This is a genomic window from Streptomyces cucumeris (genome assembly GCF_024295805.1).
In the GTDB taxonomy this organism is placed as follows: domain Bacteria; phylum Actinomycetota; class Actinomycetes; order Streptomycetales; family Streptomycetaceae; genus Streptomyces; species Streptomyces cucumeris.
The window spans coordinates 78052-97009 of the sequence record NZ_JANCLX010000033.1; the positions used below are offsets into that span (position 1 = coordinate 78052).

An 18958-nucleotide genomic window follows, 5' to 3' on the forward strand; every position below is an offset into this window, starting at 1 on the left:
GGGGTCATCGCCGGACGACCAGCAGGTCCACCTCGTAGGACTCCTCCACCTCCCCGTCCGGGAAGACATCGCGCAGGTGGGTGCGCTCCTCGGCGAGGAACGCCCGGGTGCCGGGCTCGCCGAGCACGAGGAACGCCGAGTGGCTGCTGATGTTGGACAGATGCAGATCGAGCGAGACGGTACGGCTCCAGCGCACCTGCCGCCGCGTCAGACGCAGCCCTTCGAGCCCCGCCAGCCGGGCGGCCCCACGGTCGTCGGTGCGCGTCGTCGGGGGCGGTGTCACTCCGCAGTGGTGGGCGATGCGTTCGCTCTGCGCGGAGATCCACGGCACATCGGTCGCGGCAATGTTCCACCACAGCGCGAGGGCGCCACCGTGCCGCAGCACGCGCAGCGCCTCGGGCACCGACCGGGCGGTGTCGGTCCAGTGCCAGGCCTGCGCATAGGTGATCAGGTCGACGGAGGCGGTGGCGAGGGGCAGCGCGTCGCCGTCGCCCCGGACGATCGGCACCCCGGGAAGGGCGGTGCGGAACTGGGCCGCCATCCCGTCGCCGGGTTCGACGGCGACCACCTCGGCGCCGCGCTCGCGCAGCAGTGCGGTGGCGATCCCGGTACCCGCTCCGACATCGGCGACCCGGGCGCCCGCGAGGGAACGCCCCATCAGTTCCTCCACGGTGTCGAAGAGGGCGGGCGGATAGGAGGGCCGGCTCGCCGCGTACTGGGCGGCGGCCCGGTTGAACGAATGCGCGCGCGTGGTCGTGGTCATCTCCCCATCCTCACCCCTCGACCGCCCGCGCGGGGATGGCGAACCGCCGTGTTCTCCGGCGGGGTTGACGGCCCGGACCCACCCCTGGGCAGGTGTGCGGCCAGCCAGCCTCCGGCATAGCCGACGGCGTCGGCCAGGGCGAACAGCCGTACGTCGGCCCCGCCCACCCGGCCGCGCACCACCGGGCGTTCCGTCTCGGAAGGCCGCGCCCAGTTCGGCGAAGCGCTCTTCGCTGATGGAGGTGTCCCGGACGGTGTGCCAGCGGCGTCCGTCCGGGGTCATGACGGCGAAGGAGACATCGACCCGTGGGGCCGGAATCCGGTATTCGGCGAGCTGGAAGGCGGTGCAGGAGTCGAAGCCCGCCCCCAGCAGCAGGATCCGCGCCCCCGCCTCCTCCAGCCGGGCGAGCGGGCTGCGTTCGCCGAGCCGGCAGTCCGGGGCATGGCCGTCCACGATCGCGAAGGCCCCGGCCCCGATGGCCGCGAAGGAGGTCTGCGGATGGGCGCTGCGCAATGCGCCGGGCCAGGTGCGGACGGTCTCGGGGATCCGGCCGCCGATGTGCGTCGGCACCACCAGCGTTCCGCCCGGACCCAGGACATCGAGCAACGCCTGGACCCGTGACCGCGCCGCCGCAGACCCAGCCGAGCGCGCTCAGGGGGATTCTGCGGCGCCCCCGGCGGTGGGAACCACCGGTTTTCGCGTACCCGCGGCGGCGCCCCGGACCGGGCCGCTCGTCAGCCCATCACCCATGACAAGTTCACTAAGTCCGCCCTTGTTATAGAAAGGCAAAAAATGTCCGTATTGTGTAACACGCGGTGTTTCATGGCGTCTCCCCAGCAAGCGGCGCGGCACAGTGATCTCCCCGGCCACCGCCGGGACCCGATCAACGGGACGGCCCACCGCCGTCCCCGCACACCAAGGGGTCACCATGACTCGACTCGCCCGCCTTGCCGCCGGCAGCCTCGCCGCCACCGCACTGCTCGGCGCCGCCGCCCTTCCGGCCGGCGCCCACCCCACCACGCACCACGCACGCGTGACCATCGGGGAGGTCCAGTACAACAGCCCGGGCAGCGACGACTACTCGCGCCGGAGCCTCCGCGCGGAGTGGGTCACCATCACCAACAACAGCCGGCAGCGCGTCGACCTCACCGACTGGACCCTGTCCGACACCGCCCGCCACGTCTACCGCTTCGAGGACCTGACCCTGCGCGGCTACGAGTCGGTGCGGGTCCGGACCGGTTCCGGCACCGACACCCGGCGCGACGTCTACCAGGACTCCCGCACCTACATCTGGAACAACGACGGGGACACCGCGATCCTCCGCAACGACCGCGGCCGCGTCGTGGACGCCAAGTCCTGGGGACGCCAGAGCCACTGGCACGACCACCGCTGAGCCCGACCGGACCACCACCGCGGCCCCGGTGTGCCCCGTCCTCGGACCGGGCGCACCGGGGCCGCCCCGCGTACGCCCCGGCACCCCGGGGCCCCGTCAGCCGGCCGGCAGATCCCACACCGCCATCACCGCGCGCAGCCGGTCCCGGTGGGCCGCGATCCAGCCGGCCGGAAGATCCACCGGCACCCGTACCGTGACCATCGAGACCAACTCGTCCACCACGACGACCTCGGGACAGCCCCGCTCCCCGGAGAGCCGGACGGAGAGCGTCGGACCCCGCTCCACCCCCATCCACGTGATGTCATGGCCCGCTTCGAGCCGGTCCAGCGCACGGCCCCACGCCTCCAGCCGCGTTCGCCACAGGGAGACATCGAGCCGCCCCCGCACGAACGGGGTGTCGAGGACGAGTTCGGCGGCCAGACCGTGCGGTACATCCGGCAACCGCCCCACCACGGTGACGCCGACGCGATTGCCCTCGGCGTCGGCCAGATGAACCAGCTCCCCGGCCGGACGGGCCCCTTCGACACCCTCGATCTCCGTTCCCATGGGACGCGACTGTAGGTCACCGCCCCGGAACGGGCCGCGATTGAGGGATCTTTGCTCTGGTCTTCCGCCTCCCCGGGGTCTAGTCCTGGTGGGTCGAACAACGGGACCCCACGGTGCGTCAGCACCGCGGACACCTCCCGCCCCCACACTTTCGGAGACCACAGCGTGATTCTGAAAACCCGCGCCCGGATCGCCCTCGCGACCGCGGTCGTGGCCGCCACCGTGCTGCCATTGTCCGGCGCCGTCCACGCCACGGCGGCCGACGGGACGTCAGCCGACACCGCCGCCTACAAGGGACTACCGCAGGGGAGCAAGAAGACCAAGACACTGGTCATCGGCGTGGACGGCGCCACCTACGACGTCCTGGCCAAGACCCCGATGCCCCGGCTCAAGGGACTGATGGCGCAGGGGATGACCGCCACCAGCAACCTCTACGCCGACCCGTTCGCGCCCACCCTCTCCGCACCCGGCTGGGCCTCCATCGCCACCGGGGTGTGGCCGGACAAGCACGAGGTGACGAGCAACTTCTTCTGGGACACCAACTTCGAGGAATACCCCGACTACGCCACCCGGCTGGAGACCGCCGACCCCGCCGTCTCCACGCTGACGGTGGGCACCTGGGAGCCCATCACCGACGAGATCTTCGGCGAGAAGACCGACCGGCGCATCGAGGGCGAGGACGACACCGACACCACACGGACCGCCGCCGACTACCTGGCCCACGGCAACCCCGACTCCACCTTCGTCCACCTCAACGACGTGGACGAGGCGGGACACGACTCCGGCACCGCAAGCAGCGACTACACCGACGCACTCACCACGACGGACCAGCGGATCGGACAGCTCCTCGACGCCGTCGCCGCCCGGCCGGGCCGCGCCTCCGAGGACTGGCTCATCGTGGTCACCGCCGACCACGGACACACCGCGGAGGGCGGCCACGGCGACGACAGCCCCGCGGAGCGCAAGACCTTCGTCATCGCCAAGGGCGCCGGGATGCGCCCCGGTTCCCAGCGCAACGACATCAAGCTCACCGACATCGCACCCACCGTCCTCGCCCATGAGGGCGTCGCGATCAACCCGGCCTGGGGACTGGACGGCGCACCCATCCCCACCGTGACCCCCGACGACTTCGACAGCGTGCGCGGCGCGCTGCGCACCCGGGCCGACGAGACCGAGCCCGGAGCGGACGTCAAGGGCTGGACCACCACCCCGCCCCGCGGCTGGACGATCGACAACTCCCGGATGCCCGCGGGGGGTGTCACCGAATGGCGCGGCTGGTCCTTCGCCACCGACGAGTTCTGGACCAACACCGACCTCGGCCAGGGCCGCGAGGCCAATGTGCGCGCCCGCGACGTCTTCGCCGTGGCCGACTCCGACGAATGGGACGACAAGCCCCACGGTGACGGCCGGTTCGACTCGACCCTGGTCAGCCCGGCCTACCCGCTGCACGGATCCGGCGCCGTGAACGTCTCCTACGCCAACCACTACGAGATCGACGGACCGCAGACCGGAGACGTCTACGCGGTGTGGGACGGCGGACAGCCGGTGCTGGTCAGGAGCCACCGCTCCGACGCCAACGCCGTCGAACACCTGAGGCTCACCCCGCCCCCCGGCGCCCGGTCGCTCCAGCTCCGGTTCCGCTACACCGGCGACAACAGCGCCTTCTGGACCGTCGACCGCGTCGCGGTGCGGCAGCCCACCGCCGCCCAGCCGTCCACGCACTGACCCCTGCGGCGGGGCCCGGGACCGTCCGTCCCGGGCCCCCCCCCCCCCCCCCCCCCCCCCCGGGGGGGGGGGGGGCCCCCGGGGGCGGCCCCCCCCCCCCCCCCCCGCCACCCCCGCCAACCTGGGCCGCTTGGCACACTATTTCTATGATGTCGCAGATGGGATCCGGTCTCGGAAGCAGCGCCCGCACACCCGCACTACGCTCGGAGTAGAGGATCCGGTCGTCCGGAGGGAGGTACTCCCGTGTCGGTCACATCGTCCCGATCGTCTCCGGTCCCCCTGCCCCGCCACCGCGGCTGTCCCTTCGATCCGCCCGAGGAGTACGCGGGACTGCGCGAGGAGGGACGGGCCACCCCGCTGGCCTTCCCCGACGGCAAGGCCGGCTGGCTGCTCACCCGCTACGAGGACGTACAGGCCCTGCTCGCGGACGAGCGGTTCAGTGCGGACCGCCGACGGGCCTCCTCCCCGGTCCGCTCCCTCCCGATCCGGGAGGACGACTCCCGGCGGGTGGGGTCGTTCCTCGGCATGGACCCGCCCGAGCACACGCGCTACCGGCGGCTGCTGGCCCGGTGGTTCACGGTCCGGCGGATACGCGGACTGCTGCCGGACATCGAGGAGATCGTCACCTCCCGTCTGGACGCGATGGAACGCGGCGGCCCGCCCGCCGATCTGGTGGCGGCGTTCGCCCGTCCGGTCCCCTCGCTGGTGATCTGCCAGTTGCTGGGGGTGCCGTACGAGGACCGGGCCGACTTCCAGCGGTGGACGTTCACCCTCTTCGGGATCGACCGGGAGGAGGCGGAACTCTTCGCCGCCCGGGACGCGCTGTGGGAGTACATGCGCGAGCTGGTGGCGGCCAAACGGCGGCGGCCGGATGACGCGCTGCTGTCCGGACTGGTGCACGGCGCGGACACCGCCGCCGACGCGGACGCCCCGCTGACCGACGACGAACTGACCGGTGTGGGGCTGCTGTTGCTCGTCGCGGGACACGAGACCACCGCGAACATGCTGGGCCTTGGCACCTACGCGCTGCTGAGCCACCCCGGGCAGGCCGCGCTGGTGCGCGAGCGTCCGGAGCTGGCCGACCACGCGGTCGAGGAGCTGCTGCGGTATCTGACCATCGCCCAGTTCGGCACCATCCGGACCGCCCGCGAGGACGTCGGGATCGCGGGGGTGCGGGTGCGCGCCGGGGAGACGGTGGTGGGCTCGCTCGCCGCCGCCAACCGCGATCCCTCGCACTTCACCGGCCCCGACGACCTGGACGTCACCCGGGACGCCGGACAGCACCTGGCCTTCGGCCACGGGATGCACCAGTGCCTGGGCCAGCACCTGGCCCGGATGGAGATGAGGACGGCGTTCCCCGCCCTGCTCCGCCGCTTTCCGGCCCTCCGGCTCGCGGTGCCGCCCGACCAGGTGCCACTGCGGGACGACATGCTCGTCTACGGGGTGCACCGGCTCCCGGTCACCTGGGACCGGTGAGGGTGATGCGCGTCCGGGTGGACCGCGACCGGTGCCGGGGGGCCGGTCGGTGCGTCCTGGCCGCGCCGGAGGTGTTCGACCAGTCCGAGGACGACGGCCTGGTCGTGGTGGTGGACGACCGGCCGCCGCCCGCGCTCCACGAAAGGGCCAGGCTCGCGGCGCGGCTCTGCCCGAACGGCGTCATCGCCACGGTGGACAGCGCCACGCTGGACGAGGACGGCCGGGGCACCGGATGAGACCGGCGCCCCGCCCGGTCATGCGCAGGGGTGCAGCCAGCCGTGCGGATCGGTGTCCTCACCGGTCTGCCGCCGCAGCAGCGCCTCGCGCAGTCGCGTGGCCACCGGACCGGGCCGTCCGTCGGCGATCGTCCAGGAGCCGTCCGTGGTCTTCACCTGGCCGACCGGGGTGATGACGGCGGCGGTACCGCAGGCGAAGACTTCGCTGATGGAGCCGTCGGCACAGCCGTCGCGCCAGTCGTCGACGCTGATCCGGCTCTCGCGGGTGGCATAGCCCAGCTCCCCGGCGAGGGTCAGCAGCGAGTCACGGGTGACACCGGCCAGCAGGGTGTCGGTCAGCCGCGGGGTGACGATGGTGGCGTCGGAGCCGGTGCCGTACACGAAGCACAGGTTCATCACTCCCACCTCCTCGATCCACCGGCGCTCCAGCGCGTCGAGCCACACCACCTGTTCACAGCCCTGCTCCGCCGCCTCGGCCTGGGCGATCAGCGAACCGGCGTAGTTCCCGGCGCATTTGGCGGACCCGGTGCCACCGGGGGCGGCCCGGACGTAGTTCTGGGACACCCACACGGACACCGGCTCGACGCCGCCGGGGAAGTAGGCACCGGCGGGGGTGGCGATGACCACGAAGAGATAGCTGGCGGCCGGCCGGACCCCCAGGGAGTTCTCCGAGGCGATCATGAAAGGCCGCAGATACAGCGTGTGTTCGGGCTCACGCGGAACCCATCCGGCGTCCTCGCGGACCAGCAGCTCGCACGCCTCGACGAAGGTCTCCACCGGCAGTTCGGGCATGGCCAGCCGACGGGCGCTGAGCTGGAAGCGGCGGGCGTTCGCCTCGGGGCGGAACATGGCCGCGGTCTTGTCCGGCTGGGCGTACGCCTTGAGCCCTTCGAAGATGGCCTGTCCGTAGTGCAGGGTCATGTTCGAGGGGTCCATGGGGATCGGCGCGTAGGGCTCCAGCCGGGCGTTGTGCCAGCCGCGGTCGGCGGTCCAGGCGATGGTCACCATGTGGTCGGTGAAGTGCCGGCCGAAACCGGGCGCGGCCAGGATCGCATCGCGCTCCGCGGCGGGCCGGGGTGAGGGATGGAGGTGCCGCTCGAAGGTGAGGTGAGGTGGTGTCACGCCGCGTCCTCGCAAGCGCTCGGGCCTGTTGCCAGGCGGGGTGGGGGTGGGGGGTACGGTCCGCGCCGCGGTCGGCCGGTCCGGTGGCGTCAGCGGGCGAGATGGCGGCTGATGACCAGCCGCTGGATCTGGTTGGTCCCCTCGAAGATCTGCATGATCTTCGCCTCGCGCATATAGCGCTCGACGGGGTAGTCACGGGTGTAGCCGTAGCCGCCGAAGACCTGGACCGCGTCGGTGGTGACCTTCATCGCGGCGTCGGTGGCGACGAGTTTGGCCACGCTGGCCTGGCGGCCGTAGGGACGCCCCCGGTCACGGCGGCGCGCGGCGTCCAGATAGGCGGCACGGGCGGAGTCGACGGCCGCGGCCATGTCGGCCAGCAGGAAGCCGAGCCCCTGGTGGTCGATGATCCGGCGGCCGAAGGTGGTGCGCTCATGGGCGTAGTCGACGGCGGCGTCCAGGGCGGCCTGGGCCAGTCCGGTGGCGCAGGCGGCGATGCCCAGACGGCCGGAGTCCAGGGCGCTCAGCGCGATGTGCAGTCCCTGGCCCTCGTCACCGATGAGCCGCTCGGGCCCCAGGAGGGCACCGTCCCAGAAGGCGGCCGTGGTGGGGATGGCGTGCAGCCCCATCTTCTCCTCGGGACGGCCGAAGGTGAGGCCGTCGGCCCGCCCGGGGGCGAAGAAGCAGGAGATGCCGTCGCTGCCGGGGCCGGTGCGGGCGAACAGGGCGTAGAAATCGGCCTTGCCGCCGTGGGTTATCCACGCCTTGGCACCGTTGATCCGGTATCCGCCGGGGTCCTTCTCGGCGCGGCAGCTCAGGGCCGCCGCGTCCGATCCGGCCTGCGGTTCGGACAGGCTGTAGCCACCGACGAGACGGCCCGCCAGTACGTCCTCCGCCCAGGTGGCGCGCTGCGTATCGGTGCCGAACGTGAGCAGCGGGAAGGAGGCGAGGGTGTGGACGCTGACCGCGACGGCCACGGCCGCCCAGCGCGCGGCCAGTTCCTCCAGCACCTGGAGGTAGACCTCGTAGGGCTGGTCGCCCCCGCCGTACTCCTCGGGGCTGGGCAGGCTCAGCAGTCCGGCCTCGCCGAGCAGCCGGAACAGCCCCTCGGGGTAGCGCTCGGCGCGTTCGTGTTCCTCCACGCGAGGGCTGAGTTCCTTGTCGGCGATGTCCCGGACGAGGTCGATCAGATCCTCGGCTTCCCCGGTGGGCAGCAGACGGTCGACGGGCATGGCGGCTCCTGGGCTGGGCGTACGGATCAGGCGGAAACGGCCGTGGGGGTGCTCAGTCCGGCGAGGGCGTCGCGGGCCTGGTCGCGGAAGTCCGCGATACGGGCCAGCTTGATGTCCTCGTAACCACGGATGCCCTCGGCGAGCCGCACCAACTCCTCGACCTCGGCGGTGTTGTCCGGGGTCAGATGGGTCAGGGCGGTCCGGACCAGGTTCCGGTACTCCTCGATCAGGGCGCGCTCCTCGCGGCGGAGCCGGGCGTAGCCGAAGATGTCCAGCCGGGTGCCGCGCACCCGGCGCAGGGCGTACAGGGTGCGGAAGACGGCGGGGGCGGAGCGCCGCAGCCGCATCTTGCGCTTCATGCCCATGGCGCGCAGGAGGGGCGGGTGCAGCATGACGGAGACCGAGGCGCCGGGGCCGAACTCCTCGGTGACCTTGGCGCGTTCGACGGTGTCCAGATGCAGCCGGGCCACGTCGTACTCGTCCTTGTAGGCCATCAGCTTGTGCAGGCCGTGGGCGTACGCCAGGGCGATGCGCTCACCGTTCTCCTCGCCCGCCCGCTCCCGGGCGGTGGCGGCCACCTGCCGTACATCGGCGGTGTACTGCCGGGCGTACGCCTCGTTCTGATAGGCCATCAGGTCGGTGCCGCGCAGCGCCACCGTCTCCTGGAGCCGTCCGCCCGCGCCGACGGCGGTGGCGAGGGTGCGCGCCACCGGGGCGATGTGCACCACGGGCCGTTCGGGGGCGGCGGTGGCGCGCCGTACGGCCTCGGGGTCGATGACGGCGGCGCGCCCCCAGGCGAAGGCCGCCAGGTTGGTCTCCACGGCGGCGCCGTTGAGGCGGATGGCGTCCTCGATGGCGCGTGCCGACAGCGGCAGGCAGCCGCTCTGGAAGGCGGCTCCGATCAGCAGGGTGTTGGTCGGCATATGGTCGCCGAAGACGGCCTCGGCGAGGCCCTGGGCGTCGAGGTGCACATTGGCCTCGGGGCGGGTGGCGGAGGCGATGCGCTCCAGGGAGTCGTCCGGGGAGCCGGGGACGACGACCCGGTTGGTCACCATGGCGGCGGTGGGCACGATGGCCGTGTTGACGATCGCGATGGTGTGTCCGGGGCGGGCGACCTGGAGGTTGCTGTCGGCGGCGGCGCCGAGCAGATCGAAGCCGAGCAGGACGTCGGCGGTGGCGCGGGAGGCGCGCAGCGCACCGGTCACCGGTGTGCTGGAGATGCGTACGTCACTGACGACCGGCCCGCCCTTCTGGGCCAGCCCGGTCTGGTCGAGCCCGGCGGCGTGGCGGCCGTCGAGGTGGGCGGCCATCTGGAGGATCTGGGAGACGGTCACCACACCGGTGCCGCCGATCCCGGGCATCCGCACCAGGGTGTCGTCCGCGTCGACCGCGAGGGCGGGGTCGGTGAGCTCCACCGGGAGCCGCGGGACGGCGCGCCGCCGCTTGGTGGCCTCCTGGGCCCCGGCGTTGGGCTCGACGAGCAGGAAGGACGGGCAGTCGCCCTTCAGACAGCTGAAGTCGGAGTTGCAGGACGGCTGGTGGATCCGGGTCTTGCGGCCGAACTCGGTCTCGACGGGGTGGACCGACAGACAGGTGGACACATCGCCGCAGTCGCCGCAGCCCTCGCAGACCCGCTCGTTGATGACCACCTTCTCGGCGGGGGTGGGCAGCTGACCGCGTTTGCGCAGCCTGCGTTCCTCGGCGGCGCACCGGTCGTCGTGGATGAGGACCGTGACGCCCTCGGTGGCGGCGAGGGCCTTCTCCGCCTCGGGCAGGTCGTCGCGGTGGCGGACGGTGGCGATCGGGTCCAGGCGGATGCCCCGGTAGTCCTCCGGCTGCGCGGTGGTCACGACGACCTTGCGCACACCTTCGAGGGCCAGCCAGCGGGTCAGGGCGGGTACGCCGAGGCGGCCTTCGGCGCGCTGGCCGCCGGTCATCGCCACCGCGTCGTTGTACAGCAGCTTGTAGGTCATGGTGACGCCCGCGGCCACCGCCGCCCGGACGGCGAGCGATCCGGAGTGGTGGAAGGTGCCGTCGCCGAGGTTCTGGACGAAGTGGCGGTCGTCGGTGAAGGGGGCCAGCCCGATCCACTGGGCGCCCTCGCCGCCCATCTGGGTGAGCCCGATCTGGTGGCCGCGGCCGGCGCCGTCGAGGGCGATCATCACATGGCAGCCGATGCCCGCCCCGACGAGGGTGTCGCTGTCGGTGCGGGTCGAGGTGGAGTGCGGGCAGCCGGAACAGAAGTACGGGGTGCGGGCGGAGAGGGTCGGCAGGGAGATACGGGCCGCGGGCTTCGGCGCGAGGGAGGCCAGATGGGCGGTGGCGGTGCGCGGCAGCAGCTCGGTCCCGATGCGGTCGGCCAGGGCCCGCGCGACGTGTTCGGCCTCCAGGGTGCCGCGCGCGGTGAGCAGCGGACGGCCGTCCTCGCGGTGGCGGCCGACCACGACGGGGGCGTCCTTGGTGCCGTAGAGGGCCTCCTTCAGATGTCCTTCGAGGAAGGGGACCTTGTCCTCGACGACGAGGACCTGGTCGAGGTCGCCGGTCATGGCGACGAGGTCCTCGGCGCACAGCGGGTACGGCATCCCCAGCCGGATCAGCCGGAGTCCGAGCGTCTCCATGGCCGCCTCGTCGATACCGAGGTCGGCCAGGGCGCGCTGGACCACGGCGTAGGAGGTGCCGGAGGCCACCACACCGAGGGTGGCGCGGGGGGCGCTGTAGGTGATCCGGTTCAGACCGGTGTCACGGGCGTAGGCACGGGCGAGGCCGAGGCGGCGGGTGAGCATGTCGAACTCGGCGTCCAGGGACGCGGGGCCGACGAGGGTCGGGAGGGTGCCGCGGGTGGTCCGGCGCGGGGCGGGGATGTCGGGGACGATCCCGTCGAGGTCGACGGTGGCCGAGGCGTCGGCGATATCGGCGACGATCTTCAGTCCGGTCCACAGTCCGGTGGCGCGGGAGAGGGCGACGGCATGCAGTCCGAACTCGATGATCTCGGCGATGGAGCCGGGGGCGAGCAGCGGCATCGCCAGGCTCTGGCACATCGGCTCGCAGGAGCTGGGCACGGTGGACGACTTGCTGGCCGGGTCGTCGCCGATCCAGGCCACGGCGCCGCCGAGCGGGGCCGTACCGGCCACCGTGGCGTGGCGGATGGCGTCGGCCGCCCGGTCGAGACCGGGGTTCTTGCCGTACCAGAACCCGGTGACGCCCTCGTGGCGGCTCCCGGGCACCTGGTCCAGCAGCTGGGTGCCCGCCACCGCGGTGGCGGCCAGTTCCTCGTTGAGACCGGCCTGGAACACCACCCCGGCGGGGTCGAGGAACCGCTGGGCGCGGCCCATCTCCAGATCGACGCCGCCGAGCGGCGAACCCTGGTAGCCGCTGACGAAGGCACGGGTGTTCAGTCCGCGCTCCTCGTCCAGGCGGCGCTGTTCCAGCGTCAGCCGGACCAGTGCCTGGATGCCCGAGATCAGCACCCGGCCGCCGCGGGCCGTGTACTTGTCGTGCAGCGATACCGCGGCAGGTTCGGTGCTCACTCGAGCCTCCTCGTCGTCGTGGGGTTCGAGCGTTCAGGACAGCAACACCTCCCCCAGGGGCACAAGTAAGTTGCGAGAGATTGGTTCAAGGACGCAAAGGATTCCGCGAATGAGGCGGTCCCGGTAAAATTAATTGCATCCAACAGGGGCTGGGGAGGGTGTGCCGATGACCGAGATAGACCAGGTGGACCGCCAACTGCTGCGCATGCTCCGCGAGGACGGGCGCCGTACGTTCTCCGAGATGGCGCCCGAGGTGGGGCTGTCGGTGGCGGCGGTCAAGCGCCGGGTGGACCGGCTGCGGGAGAGCGGAGTGATCACCGGATTCACCGTGCAGATCGACCACACCAAGCTGGGCTGGGGCATCGAGGCGTTCGTGGAGCTGTCCTACACGGGCACCACCCCGGTCGGGGAGATCGTCCGCACCGCCTACGAGGTCCCGGAGGTGCAGGCGGTGTTCACCATCGCCGGTGACCCGGACGCGCTGGTGCATGTGCGCGTACGGGACATCGAGCACCTTCAGCAGATCATCGACGGACTGCGCCGGGCCGGGCAGGTCACCGGCACCAAGACACTGATGGTGCTGGGCTCCTGGACCCGCACCGCCTGAGCGGGCGGGCGGCCCGGGGCGTCCCGCCGGGGGGGGCTCAGTCCGGGCGGCCGGTCGCCGCCACCGTCATGCCCAGACCGACCATGGCGAAGCCGCCCGCTCCCCCGATCATCGACAGCCGGCGCTCGGAGCGGCCGAACCAGTTGCGGGCGGCCGAGGCCGTCAGTCCCCAGAGGGTGTCGGTGACCATGCCGATACCGATCGGCACCAGCCCGAGGATCATCATCTGGGTGGGCAGTCCACCGGCCGAGTGGTCCACGAACTGCGGCAGGGTGGCGGCGAAGAAGACGAGGCCCTTGGGGTTGGTGACACCCACCATGAACCCGTCGGCGATCGTGCGCAGATCACCGCGGGCGGGCCGTCCCGACTCCTCCGCGGTGACCAGCTTCATGTCCTTGCGGTGCCGGAACGCCTGCACTCCGAGGTGGATCAGATAGGCGGCGCCGGCCAGCTTCACCGCCATGAAGACCGCCGCGGACCGTTCGACCAGCGAGCCCAGGCCGAACGCGACGGCCACGACGAGGAGATAGGAACCGAGCGTGTTCCCCAGGACGGTCGCCATCACGGTGCGGCGGCCGTGGGCCAGCGCCCTGCCGATCATGAAGAGCACACTGGGGCCCGGGATCACGATCACCAACAGCGACATCGCGGCGAACTCGAGCAACCGGTCGGTGAACATCGCGGCCCTCACCTCCACACCGTGGGCAGGCGCCGGACTCCCGGCGCGCCACGTCTTCCGGGTGAGCGATCATACCGGTGGCGGCCGTGGGCGACCGGGCCCCCGTCACCCGGTCCACCGCCTCAGCCCAGGGCGATCTCCCGCTGCCGCAGCGCCTCGACCGCCGGGCCGTACATCCGGGCCTTGATCTGGCCGAGGGTGGGACCGGCCTTGGCGGCGAGGGGGCGCGCGATCTCGATGGCGGCCGCCCGGACACCTTCCTCGTCGGCGGCGCGGTCGACGATGGCGGCGGCGAGCGCGTCATTGCCGCCGTAGCGGCGTCCGGTGGTCATGGCCTCGTGGGCCACCTGGGGGGTCAGCCGGGACTGGATGAGCGCCGCCATCCCGTCGGTGAAGGGCATGGCGATGTCGACCTCCGGCAGACACCACCAGCCGCGGTCGGCCCGCATCACCCGGAAGTCATGGGCGAGGGAGAGCATGGCCCCGGCCGCGAAGGTGTGCCCCTGGAGGGCGGCCACGGTGACCACCGGCAGGGTGAGCACCCGGGCCATGAGGTCCTGCGCGCTGACGAGGTAGTCGCTCGCCTGGTCGGAGTGGGCGAGCAGCCACTCCAGGTCGAGGCCGTTGGAGAAGAACTTGCCGGTGGCCGCGGTCACCAGGGCACGCGGCCCCTCCGCCTTCTCCACCTCGTCCAGCAACGCGCCGACCGAGGTGATCCAGTCGGGGTGGAATCGGTTCTCGGTGTCCCCGAGATCGAGGACGAACACCTCGTCGTGGCGCTCCAGCGCAGGCATGACAGCTCCTTCGGGCAGAGATCATCGGGATGGGGGTGATACGGGGTACGGCGGTGTGCCGGGAGGACGGCGCGGGGCTTCGGAGACGGGCCCGGCGGTCACGGCCGCAGGGCGCGGCTCAGCAGATCGTGGATCTCCTCGGCCGCGGCCTCGAGCGGGGTGATGCTCTGCTCGGCCCGGCACATGATCACCGAGCCTTCGACCGCGGCGATGATGAAGGAGGCCAGCCGCCGGGACCGCTCCTCGGACAGTCCGTTGCGGAGGAACATCCCGGCGAGCGCCCCCTTCCAGCGGCCGAAGACCTCGGCCGCGGACCGGGCGAGCTGCGGGGCGTCATGGTTGGTCTCCACCGCGACCGCCACGATGGGACACCCCGCCCGGAACTCGCTGTCGACCAGCCGGTCGCGCCACAGGGCGAAGAAGGCGTCGATCGCCTCCAGCGGATCGTCGGCCCGGGCGGCCGCCTCGATCATTCCGGAGATCACGTCCCCGGCGAACGCCACGGCCTCGTCGATGAGTTGCGCCCGCCCCCGGGGGAAGTGGTGGTACACCGAACCCCGGGGCGCACCGCTGTGGGCCAGCACCCGGTCGATGCTGGTGGCACTGGCGCCGTACTCCCTCAGCAGGGCGACAGCGCTGGCGATCATCCGCTCCCGGGTCTCGGATCTGCGCGGACTCATACCAGGACAGCACCTCCCTCTGCGGTCGCCGGTCTGTTCGACACACCGGCCCTACTGGTCGGTAACTATAGTGGATGGCATAGCCTATGGAAGAGGGTGCGGTGATTTTCCCGCCCCGGCGCTACCCGCGAGGGCTGAGCAGAGCGGTGAGCATGTCCCGCAGCCAGGGCCGCAGGGTGGTGAGGTCCGGCTCCAGCAGCAGCCTGGTGGCCGCCGCGTCATGGACGGTGACGACCGCGGCGGTGAGGGCCTCGGGGTCCCGCAGGGCGGGCGGCATGGCGGCGAGATCCACCGCCCCCACGACAACCGGCTGGAGTGTCTCGCGGATGGCCTCGCGGTGCCGGATGAGCGCGGCCGCCGTCTGCGGATCACGGGCGGCGTGCAGCAGGAAGTCGGTACGCACCAGGACCCAGGTCCGGTCGATGAGCAGGGCGCTGATGACCCGGTCCAGCAGGGACGGCAGCCCCTCGTCGGGGGTGGCACCGGCCAGCGCGGCGTGCACCTGGGTCATGGTGTGCGCGGCCTGCTGCTCGTAGAGGGCGAAGAACAGCTCGTCGAGGCTGTCGAAGTTGGAGTAGAAGGCACCCCGGGTGTACCCGGCCGTCTCACAGATCTCCTCGATGCCCGCACGGCCGAAGCCGCGCTCCGCGAACACCGCGAGCGCGGCGGCGAGCAGGCGCTCCCGGGTCTCGGCGCGCCTGCGGGTGACGCGTGCGGGGGTGCCGTCCGCCCGGCGGCCGGTGCGCAGCGCCCGCCGGTCGAGTGCGCTGTTACTGACGTCAGCCATGCGCCCATCCTAGCGTTTGATACATGACCGCATCCGATACACTCATGTATCGAAACGGGGACCGTCGAACGCAGTCGCAGTGAGGAAGTGCAGTCGAGTGAGCCAGGCGGACACGGACCGCGAGGATCGCGAGCGCGAGGACCAGGAAGAGCGCACGGATCAGGAAGGGCACGCGGACCGGGACGAGGGCGCCGGCCAGGACGAGGGCGCGGGCCAGGACGCGGCCGGGGAGCGGACGGACAGCGCCGCGATACCGGAGCCGCGGGCCGAGGAGCCCCGGGGCGACGCGTCACCGACCGAGGAGCCGCGGACGGAGGCCAAGCCGGCCGGCGGCACCGCCCCGGACGGCTTCTGGTCCGAGCTGCGCGCCGCGGTCACCCCGCGGATGGTGGCGATGATCGCGGGCGCGCTGCTGTTGCAGCTGGGCTTCGTCCTGTCCTACGTGGGCGCCTTCCACCACCCCCAGCCGCACCGGGTCCCGATCGCGGTCGTGGCGCCGCAGCAGACGGCGGAGCAGGTGGTGCGGAAGATCAACGCGATCCCGGACCAGCCGGTGAAGGCGACCGCCGTCGCCGACGAGAAGGCGGCCCGCGCGCTGCTGGGCGACGGGGAGACCAGTGGCGCGCTGATCGTGAACCCCCGGTCGCACAACGACCGGCTGCTGGTGGCCGGCGCCGGGGGCGCGTCCACCGCGAACGCGGTGGAATCGGTGATCACGCAGGCCGAGAAGAGCCAGCAGCGCACGGTCTCGGTGACCGACGCGGTCCCGCCCCAGTCGGGGGATGCCCGGGGACTGAGCAGCTTCTACCTCGTGGTGGGCTGGACCGTGGGCGGCTATCTCTTCGCCGCGCTGCTCGGCGTGTCCAAGGGCGCCCGCCCCTCCTCGGTCCGGCGCGCCGGGGCGCGCCTGCTGGCGGCCGTGCCGTACGCGGTGCTCTCCGGTCTGGGCGGCGCCCTGATCGTGGGCCCGGGGCTGGGCGCCCTCAATGACCACTTCCTCGCCCTGTCGGCGCTGGGCGCGCTGGTGGTCTTCGGCGCGGCGGCCGTCACCGTCGCCTTCCAGGTCCTCTTCGGCGTCCTGGGGATCGGGGTGACCGTGCTGCTGTTCGTGGTGCTGGGCAACCCCAGTGCGGGCGGGGCGTACGGCACCGATCTGCTGCCGCCGTTCTGGCGCACGATCGGCCCCGCACTGCCCAACGGCGCGGCCACCCACGCCGTTCGCCATCTGGTGTACTTCTCCGGCCACGGCATCACCGCGAACCTGGCGGTGCTCATGGCCTACGCGCTCGGCGGGGTGCTGGCCACCCTCGTCGCCGCCACGCTGATCCACCGGCGGATGTCCCCCGAGCTGGATCCGGCGGGCGCCCGCGCCTGAGCGGAGGAGCACCCGGCCCGGGTCCGTACCGCTCCCCCGGTACGGACCCGGGCCTCGTCGTACGACCGCCGATCAGGCCGGTTCCGCCTCCTGCGGGGCGGGGACCAGGCCGTCGGCCACCAGCCCCGCGAACACCGCCGCGCCGAGCGTCTGCACCGCCGACTGCGGACGGACCATCACGGTGAACTCCCGGATCCTGCCCTCCTCGTCGAACTGGAGCAGGTCGATGCCGTGGATCTCCTTGCCGTTGACCGTGGTCCGGAACAGCAGGACGGCCGACGGCAGCACGGCCCCGTCGGAGCTGGTCTCCGCCGTGCCGTCGAACTGTCCGACGTAGCGGAAGTCCTCGAAGGTGCGCAGCAGGACGCCGAAGAGCCCCAGCACCATGGGCCTGCCCTCGAACGGGGTGAACTTCACCGGGCTGTAGAACCGGATGTCCTCGGTGAACAGGTCCTCCAGCGCCGCCCGGTCACCGTTCTCGACGGCGGCGCGGAAGCGGTCTGCGGTCGTCATGGCGTACCTCCTCCAGTTCATGAGGCCACTCGGGTAGCTACTCATGAAAATGATTAGTCACTTTCTTGAGTATCATGGCGCAGGGCCCGGGGAACAGGGCCCGGGGAGAAGAGCGGAACGACGCGGGAGGAGAACGGACCGATGGCATTGCGTCATGCCGTACTGGCGGCGCTGCTGCACGAGGAGCTGAGCGGGTATCAGCTTGCCAAGGCGTTCGACACCGGAGTGGCGAACTTCTGGCACGCCCTGCCCCAGCAGCTCTACGCCGAGCTGACCAGGCTGGAGGCCGACGGTCTGGTCACCGGCCGTGAGGTGGTGCAGGACAGCCGCCCCAACAAGCGGCTGTTCACGGTCACCGACGCCGGCCACGCCGAGCTCGAGCGCTTCGCGGCAGCCACCGCCAAACCCTCGTTCATCCGGGACGATCTGTTGGTCAAGGTCCAGGCGGTCGACCATGTGAGCGCCGACGCGGTGATCGCGCAGCTCCGGGAGCGGCTCGCGTTCGCCGAGGCCAAGATCGAGCTGTTCGGCTCACTGTTGCGGACCCTGCGCGGCGACCGCGACGAGGAGGAGTTCCTCCGCCATGGCGACCGGATCGGCCCCTATCTGACCTGTCTGCGCGGGCTGGCCTTCGAGGAGGGCAACCGGGACTGGTGTCTGCGCGGTGTGGCGGTGCTGGAGGAGCGGAGGGCGGCCCGTGCCCGGGGATGAGTATCTGCGGTACGTCGCCCTCGGCGACAGCCAGACCGAGGGGCTCGGCGACGGCGACGACACCACCGGGCTGCGCGGGTGGGCCGACCGGCTCGCGGAGCGGATCGCGGTCCACCACCCCGGGCTGGCCTACGCCAACCTGGCGATACGGGGCCGGGTCGCCGCCGAGGTGCACACCCAGCAGCTCCGCCCCGCGCTCGCCCTGCGGCCCGATCTGGCCACGGTCGTCGCCGGGATGAACGACCTGCTGCGGCCGCGCTTCGACGCGGACGAGACGGCGGGCCACCTGGAGGCGATGTTCGCCGGACTCACCGCCGCGGGCGCCCGCGTGGCCACGCTCACCTTTCCCGACATCGCACGGATCACCCCGCTCGCGCGCCCGCTGAGTCCCCGCGTCGAGGCCCTCAACCGGCGGATCCGTGCCGCCGCCGGGCGTCATGGCGTGGCGCTCGCGGAGACCGCGCACCACCAGGTGGTCACCGATCCGCGGCTGTGGAGCGCGGACCGGCTGCACGCCGCGCCACTCGGCCACGACCGGATCGCCGCCGCCGTGGCCGACGCCCTCCGGCTGCCGGGAAGCGACGCCGCCTGGGCGCTCCCGCTGCCCCCGCCGGACACCCCGTTCCCGGTCGGATGGCGGGCCCTGGGCACCGAACTGCGCTGGGCCGGGTCGTTCCTCGGCCCCTGGCTCGGCAGACGGCTGCGGGGCCGCTCCTCCGGCGACAACCGCGTCGCCAAACGGCCGGAGCTGCTGCCGGTGGCGTTCCCCCGGGACCTCTCGGCACCGTGAGTCCG

General features: G+C 72.2%; 18 protein-coding genes and 1 pseudogene. 8 read left to right on the plus strand and 11 right to left on the minus strand.

Annotation, left to right across the window (positions count from 1 at the left end):
* Positions 1-4 precede the first annotated feature (4 nt).
* Entirely contained in the window at positions 5-763 is a 759-nt protein-coding gene (locus NMK44_RS33640) for a class I SAM-dependent methyltransferase (RefSeq protein WP_254750282.1), read from the minus strand.
* Positions 760-1424: pseudogene (locus NMK44_RS33645) on the minus strand (AAC(3) family N-acetyltransferase). Before NMK44_RS33645 ends, NMK44_RS33640 begins: the two are co-directional and overlap by 4 nt.
* Positions 1425-1691: 267 nt before the next feature.
* Between NMK44_RS33645 and NMK44_RS33650 the strand changes: the two are divergent.
* Positions 1692-2156 (plus strand): lamin tail domain-containing protein, encoded by a 465-nt coding sequence (locus NMK44_RS33650; RefSeq protein WP_254750284.1) that lies wholly within the window; start codon positions 1692-1694, stop codon positions 2154-2156.
* Between the two features lie 96 nt (positions 2157-2252).
* Here the strand turns inward: NMK44_RS33650 and NMK44_RS33655 are convergent, their stop codons facing one another.
* A complete protein-coding gene (locus NMK44_RS33655; protein ID WP_254750286.1) occupies positions 2253-2702 on the minus strand; it encodes a DUF5959 family protein in 450 nt (149 codons plus the stop codon).
* 165 nt (positions 2703-2867) lie between these two features.
* On the opposite strand from NMK44_RS33655, the gene NMK44_RS42250 reads away from it, so the two are divergent.
* The 3 genes from NMK44_RS42250 to NMK44_RS33670 all read left to right on the plus strand — a co-directional run bounded on the left by NMK44_RS42250 (position 2868) and on the right by NMK44_RS33670 (position 6139).
* Positions 2868-4427, plus strand: a complete 1560-nt coding sequence (locus tag NMK44_RS42250) for an alkaline phosphatase family protein (RefSeq protein WP_308358672.1) — start codon at positions 2868-2870, stop codon at positions 4425-4427.
* Positions 4428-4670: 243 nt separating this feature from the next.
* Positions 4671-5903 carry a cytochrome P450 gene (locus tag NMK44_RS33665; RefSeq protein ID WP_254750288.1) on the plus strand — a complete coding sequence of 411 codons (1233 nt, stop codon included), beginning with the start codon at positions 4671-4673 and terminating at the stop codon, positions 5901-5903.
* A gap of 5 nt (positions 5904-5908) precedes the next feature.
* Positions 5909-6139 carry a ferredoxin gene (locus NMK44_RS33670; protein WP_254750329.1) on the plus strand — a complete coding sequence of 77 codons (231 nt, stop codon included), beginning with the start codon at positions 5909-5911 and terminating at the stop codon, positions 6137-6139.
* 18 nt (positions 6140-6157) lie between these two features.
* Here the strand turns inward: NMK44_RS33670 and NMK44_RS33675 are convergent, their stop codons facing one another.
* The 3 genes from NMK44_RS33675 to NMK44_RS33685 all read right to left on the minus strand — a co-directional run bounded on the left by NMK44_RS33675 (position 6158) and on the right by NMK44_RS33685 (position 12017).
* Positions 6158-7261 carry a branched-chain amino acid aminotransferase gene (locus NMK44_RS33675; RefSeq protein WP_254750290.1) on the minus strand — a complete coding sequence of 368 codons (1104 nt, stop codon included), beginning with the start codon at positions 7259-7261 and terminating at the stop codon, positions 6158-6160.
* Between the two features lie 89 nt (positions 7262-7350).
* Positions 7351-8490: an acyl-CoA dehydrogenase family protein gene (locus NMK44_RS33680; protein WP_254750292.1), complete on the minus strand. Its 1140-nt coding sequence runs from the start codon at positions 8488-8490 to the stop codon at positions 7351-7353.
* 26 nt (positions 8491-8516) lie between these two features.
* Entirely contained in the window at positions 8517-12017 is a 3501-nt protein-coding gene (locus NMK44_RS33685) for an indolepyruvate ferredoxin oxidoreductase family protein (protein ID WP_254750294.1), read from the minus strand.
* A 166-nt stretch (positions 12018-12183) separates the two neighbouring features.
* Here NMK44_RS33685 and NMK44_RS33690 point away from each other — a divergent pair, with 166 nt between their 5' ends.
* Positions 12184-12624, plus strand: a complete 441-nt coding sequence (locus NMK44_RS33690; RefSeq protein ID WP_201880467.1) for an Lrp/AsnC family transcriptional regulator — start codon at positions 12184-12186, stop codon at positions 12622-12624.
* Between the two features lie 37 nt (positions 12625-12661).
* Here the strand turns inward: NMK44_RS33690 and NMK44_RS33695 are convergent, their stop codons facing one another.
* The 4 genes from NMK44_RS33695 to NMK44_RS33710 form a co-directional block, all read right to left on the minus strand.
* Entirely contained in the window at positions 12662-13303 is a 642-nt protein-coding gene (locus NMK44_RS33695; RefSeq protein ID WP_254750331.1) for a LysE family translocator, read from the minus strand.
* A 122-nt stretch (positions 13304-13425) separates the two neighbouring features.
* The gene (locus NMK44_RS33700) at positions 13426-14097 is read right to left on the minus strand and encodes an enoyl-CoA hydratase-related protein (protein ID WP_254750295.1); all 672 of its coding nucleotides are present in this window, start codon (positions 14095-14097) and stop codon (positions 13426-13428) included.
* Positions 14098-14195: 98 nt separating this feature from the next.
* Entirely contained in the window at positions 14196-14777 is a 582-nt protein-coding gene (locus NMK44_RS33705; protein WP_254750296.1) for a TetR/AcrR family transcriptional regulator, read from the minus strand.
* A 121-nt stretch (positions 14778-14898) separates the two neighbouring features.
* Positions 14899-15564 (minus strand): TetR/AcrR family transcriptional regulator, encoded by a 666-nt coding sequence (locus tag NMK44_RS33710; RefSeq protein WP_254750297.1) that lies wholly within the window; start codon positions 15562-15564, stop codon positions 14899-14901.
* A gap of 97 nt (positions 15565-15661) precedes the next feature.
* On the opposite strand from NMK44_RS33710, the gene NMK44_RS33715 reads away from it, so the two are divergent.
* The gene (locus NMK44_RS33715; RefSeq protein WP_254750298.1) at positions 15662-16939 is read left to right on the plus strand and encodes an ABC transporter permease; all 1278 of its coding nucleotides are present in this window, start codon (positions 15662-15664) and stop codon (positions 16937-16939) included.
* 72 nt (positions 16940-17011) lie between these two features.
* On the opposite strand, the gene NMK44_RS33720 is transcribed toward NMK44_RS33715, so the two are convergent.
* Positions 17012-17452, minus strand: a complete 441-nt coding sequence (locus NMK44_RS33720) for a nuclear transport factor 2 family protein (RefSeq protein WP_254750299.1) — start codon at positions 17450-17452, stop codon at positions 17012-17014.
* A gap of 141 nt (positions 17453-17593) precedes the next feature.
* Here NMK44_RS33720 and NMK44_RS33725 point away from each other — a divergent pair, with 141 nt between their 5' ends.
* Positions 17594-18163: a PadR family transcriptional regulator gene (locus NMK44_RS33725; RefSeq protein ID WP_254750301.1), complete on the plus strand. Its 570-nt coding sequence runs from the start codon at positions 17594-17596 to the stop codon at positions 18161-18163.
* Positions 18150-18953 carry an SGNH/GDSL hydrolase family protein gene (locus tag NMK44_RS33730; RefSeq protein WP_254750303.1) on the plus strand — a complete coding sequence of 268 codons (804 nt, stop codon included), beginning with the start codon at positions 18150-18152 and terminating at the stop codon, positions 18951-18953. Before NMK44_RS33725 ends, NMK44_RS33730 begins: the two co-directional genes overlap by 14 nt.
* Positions 18954-18958 lie beyond the last annotated feature (5 nt).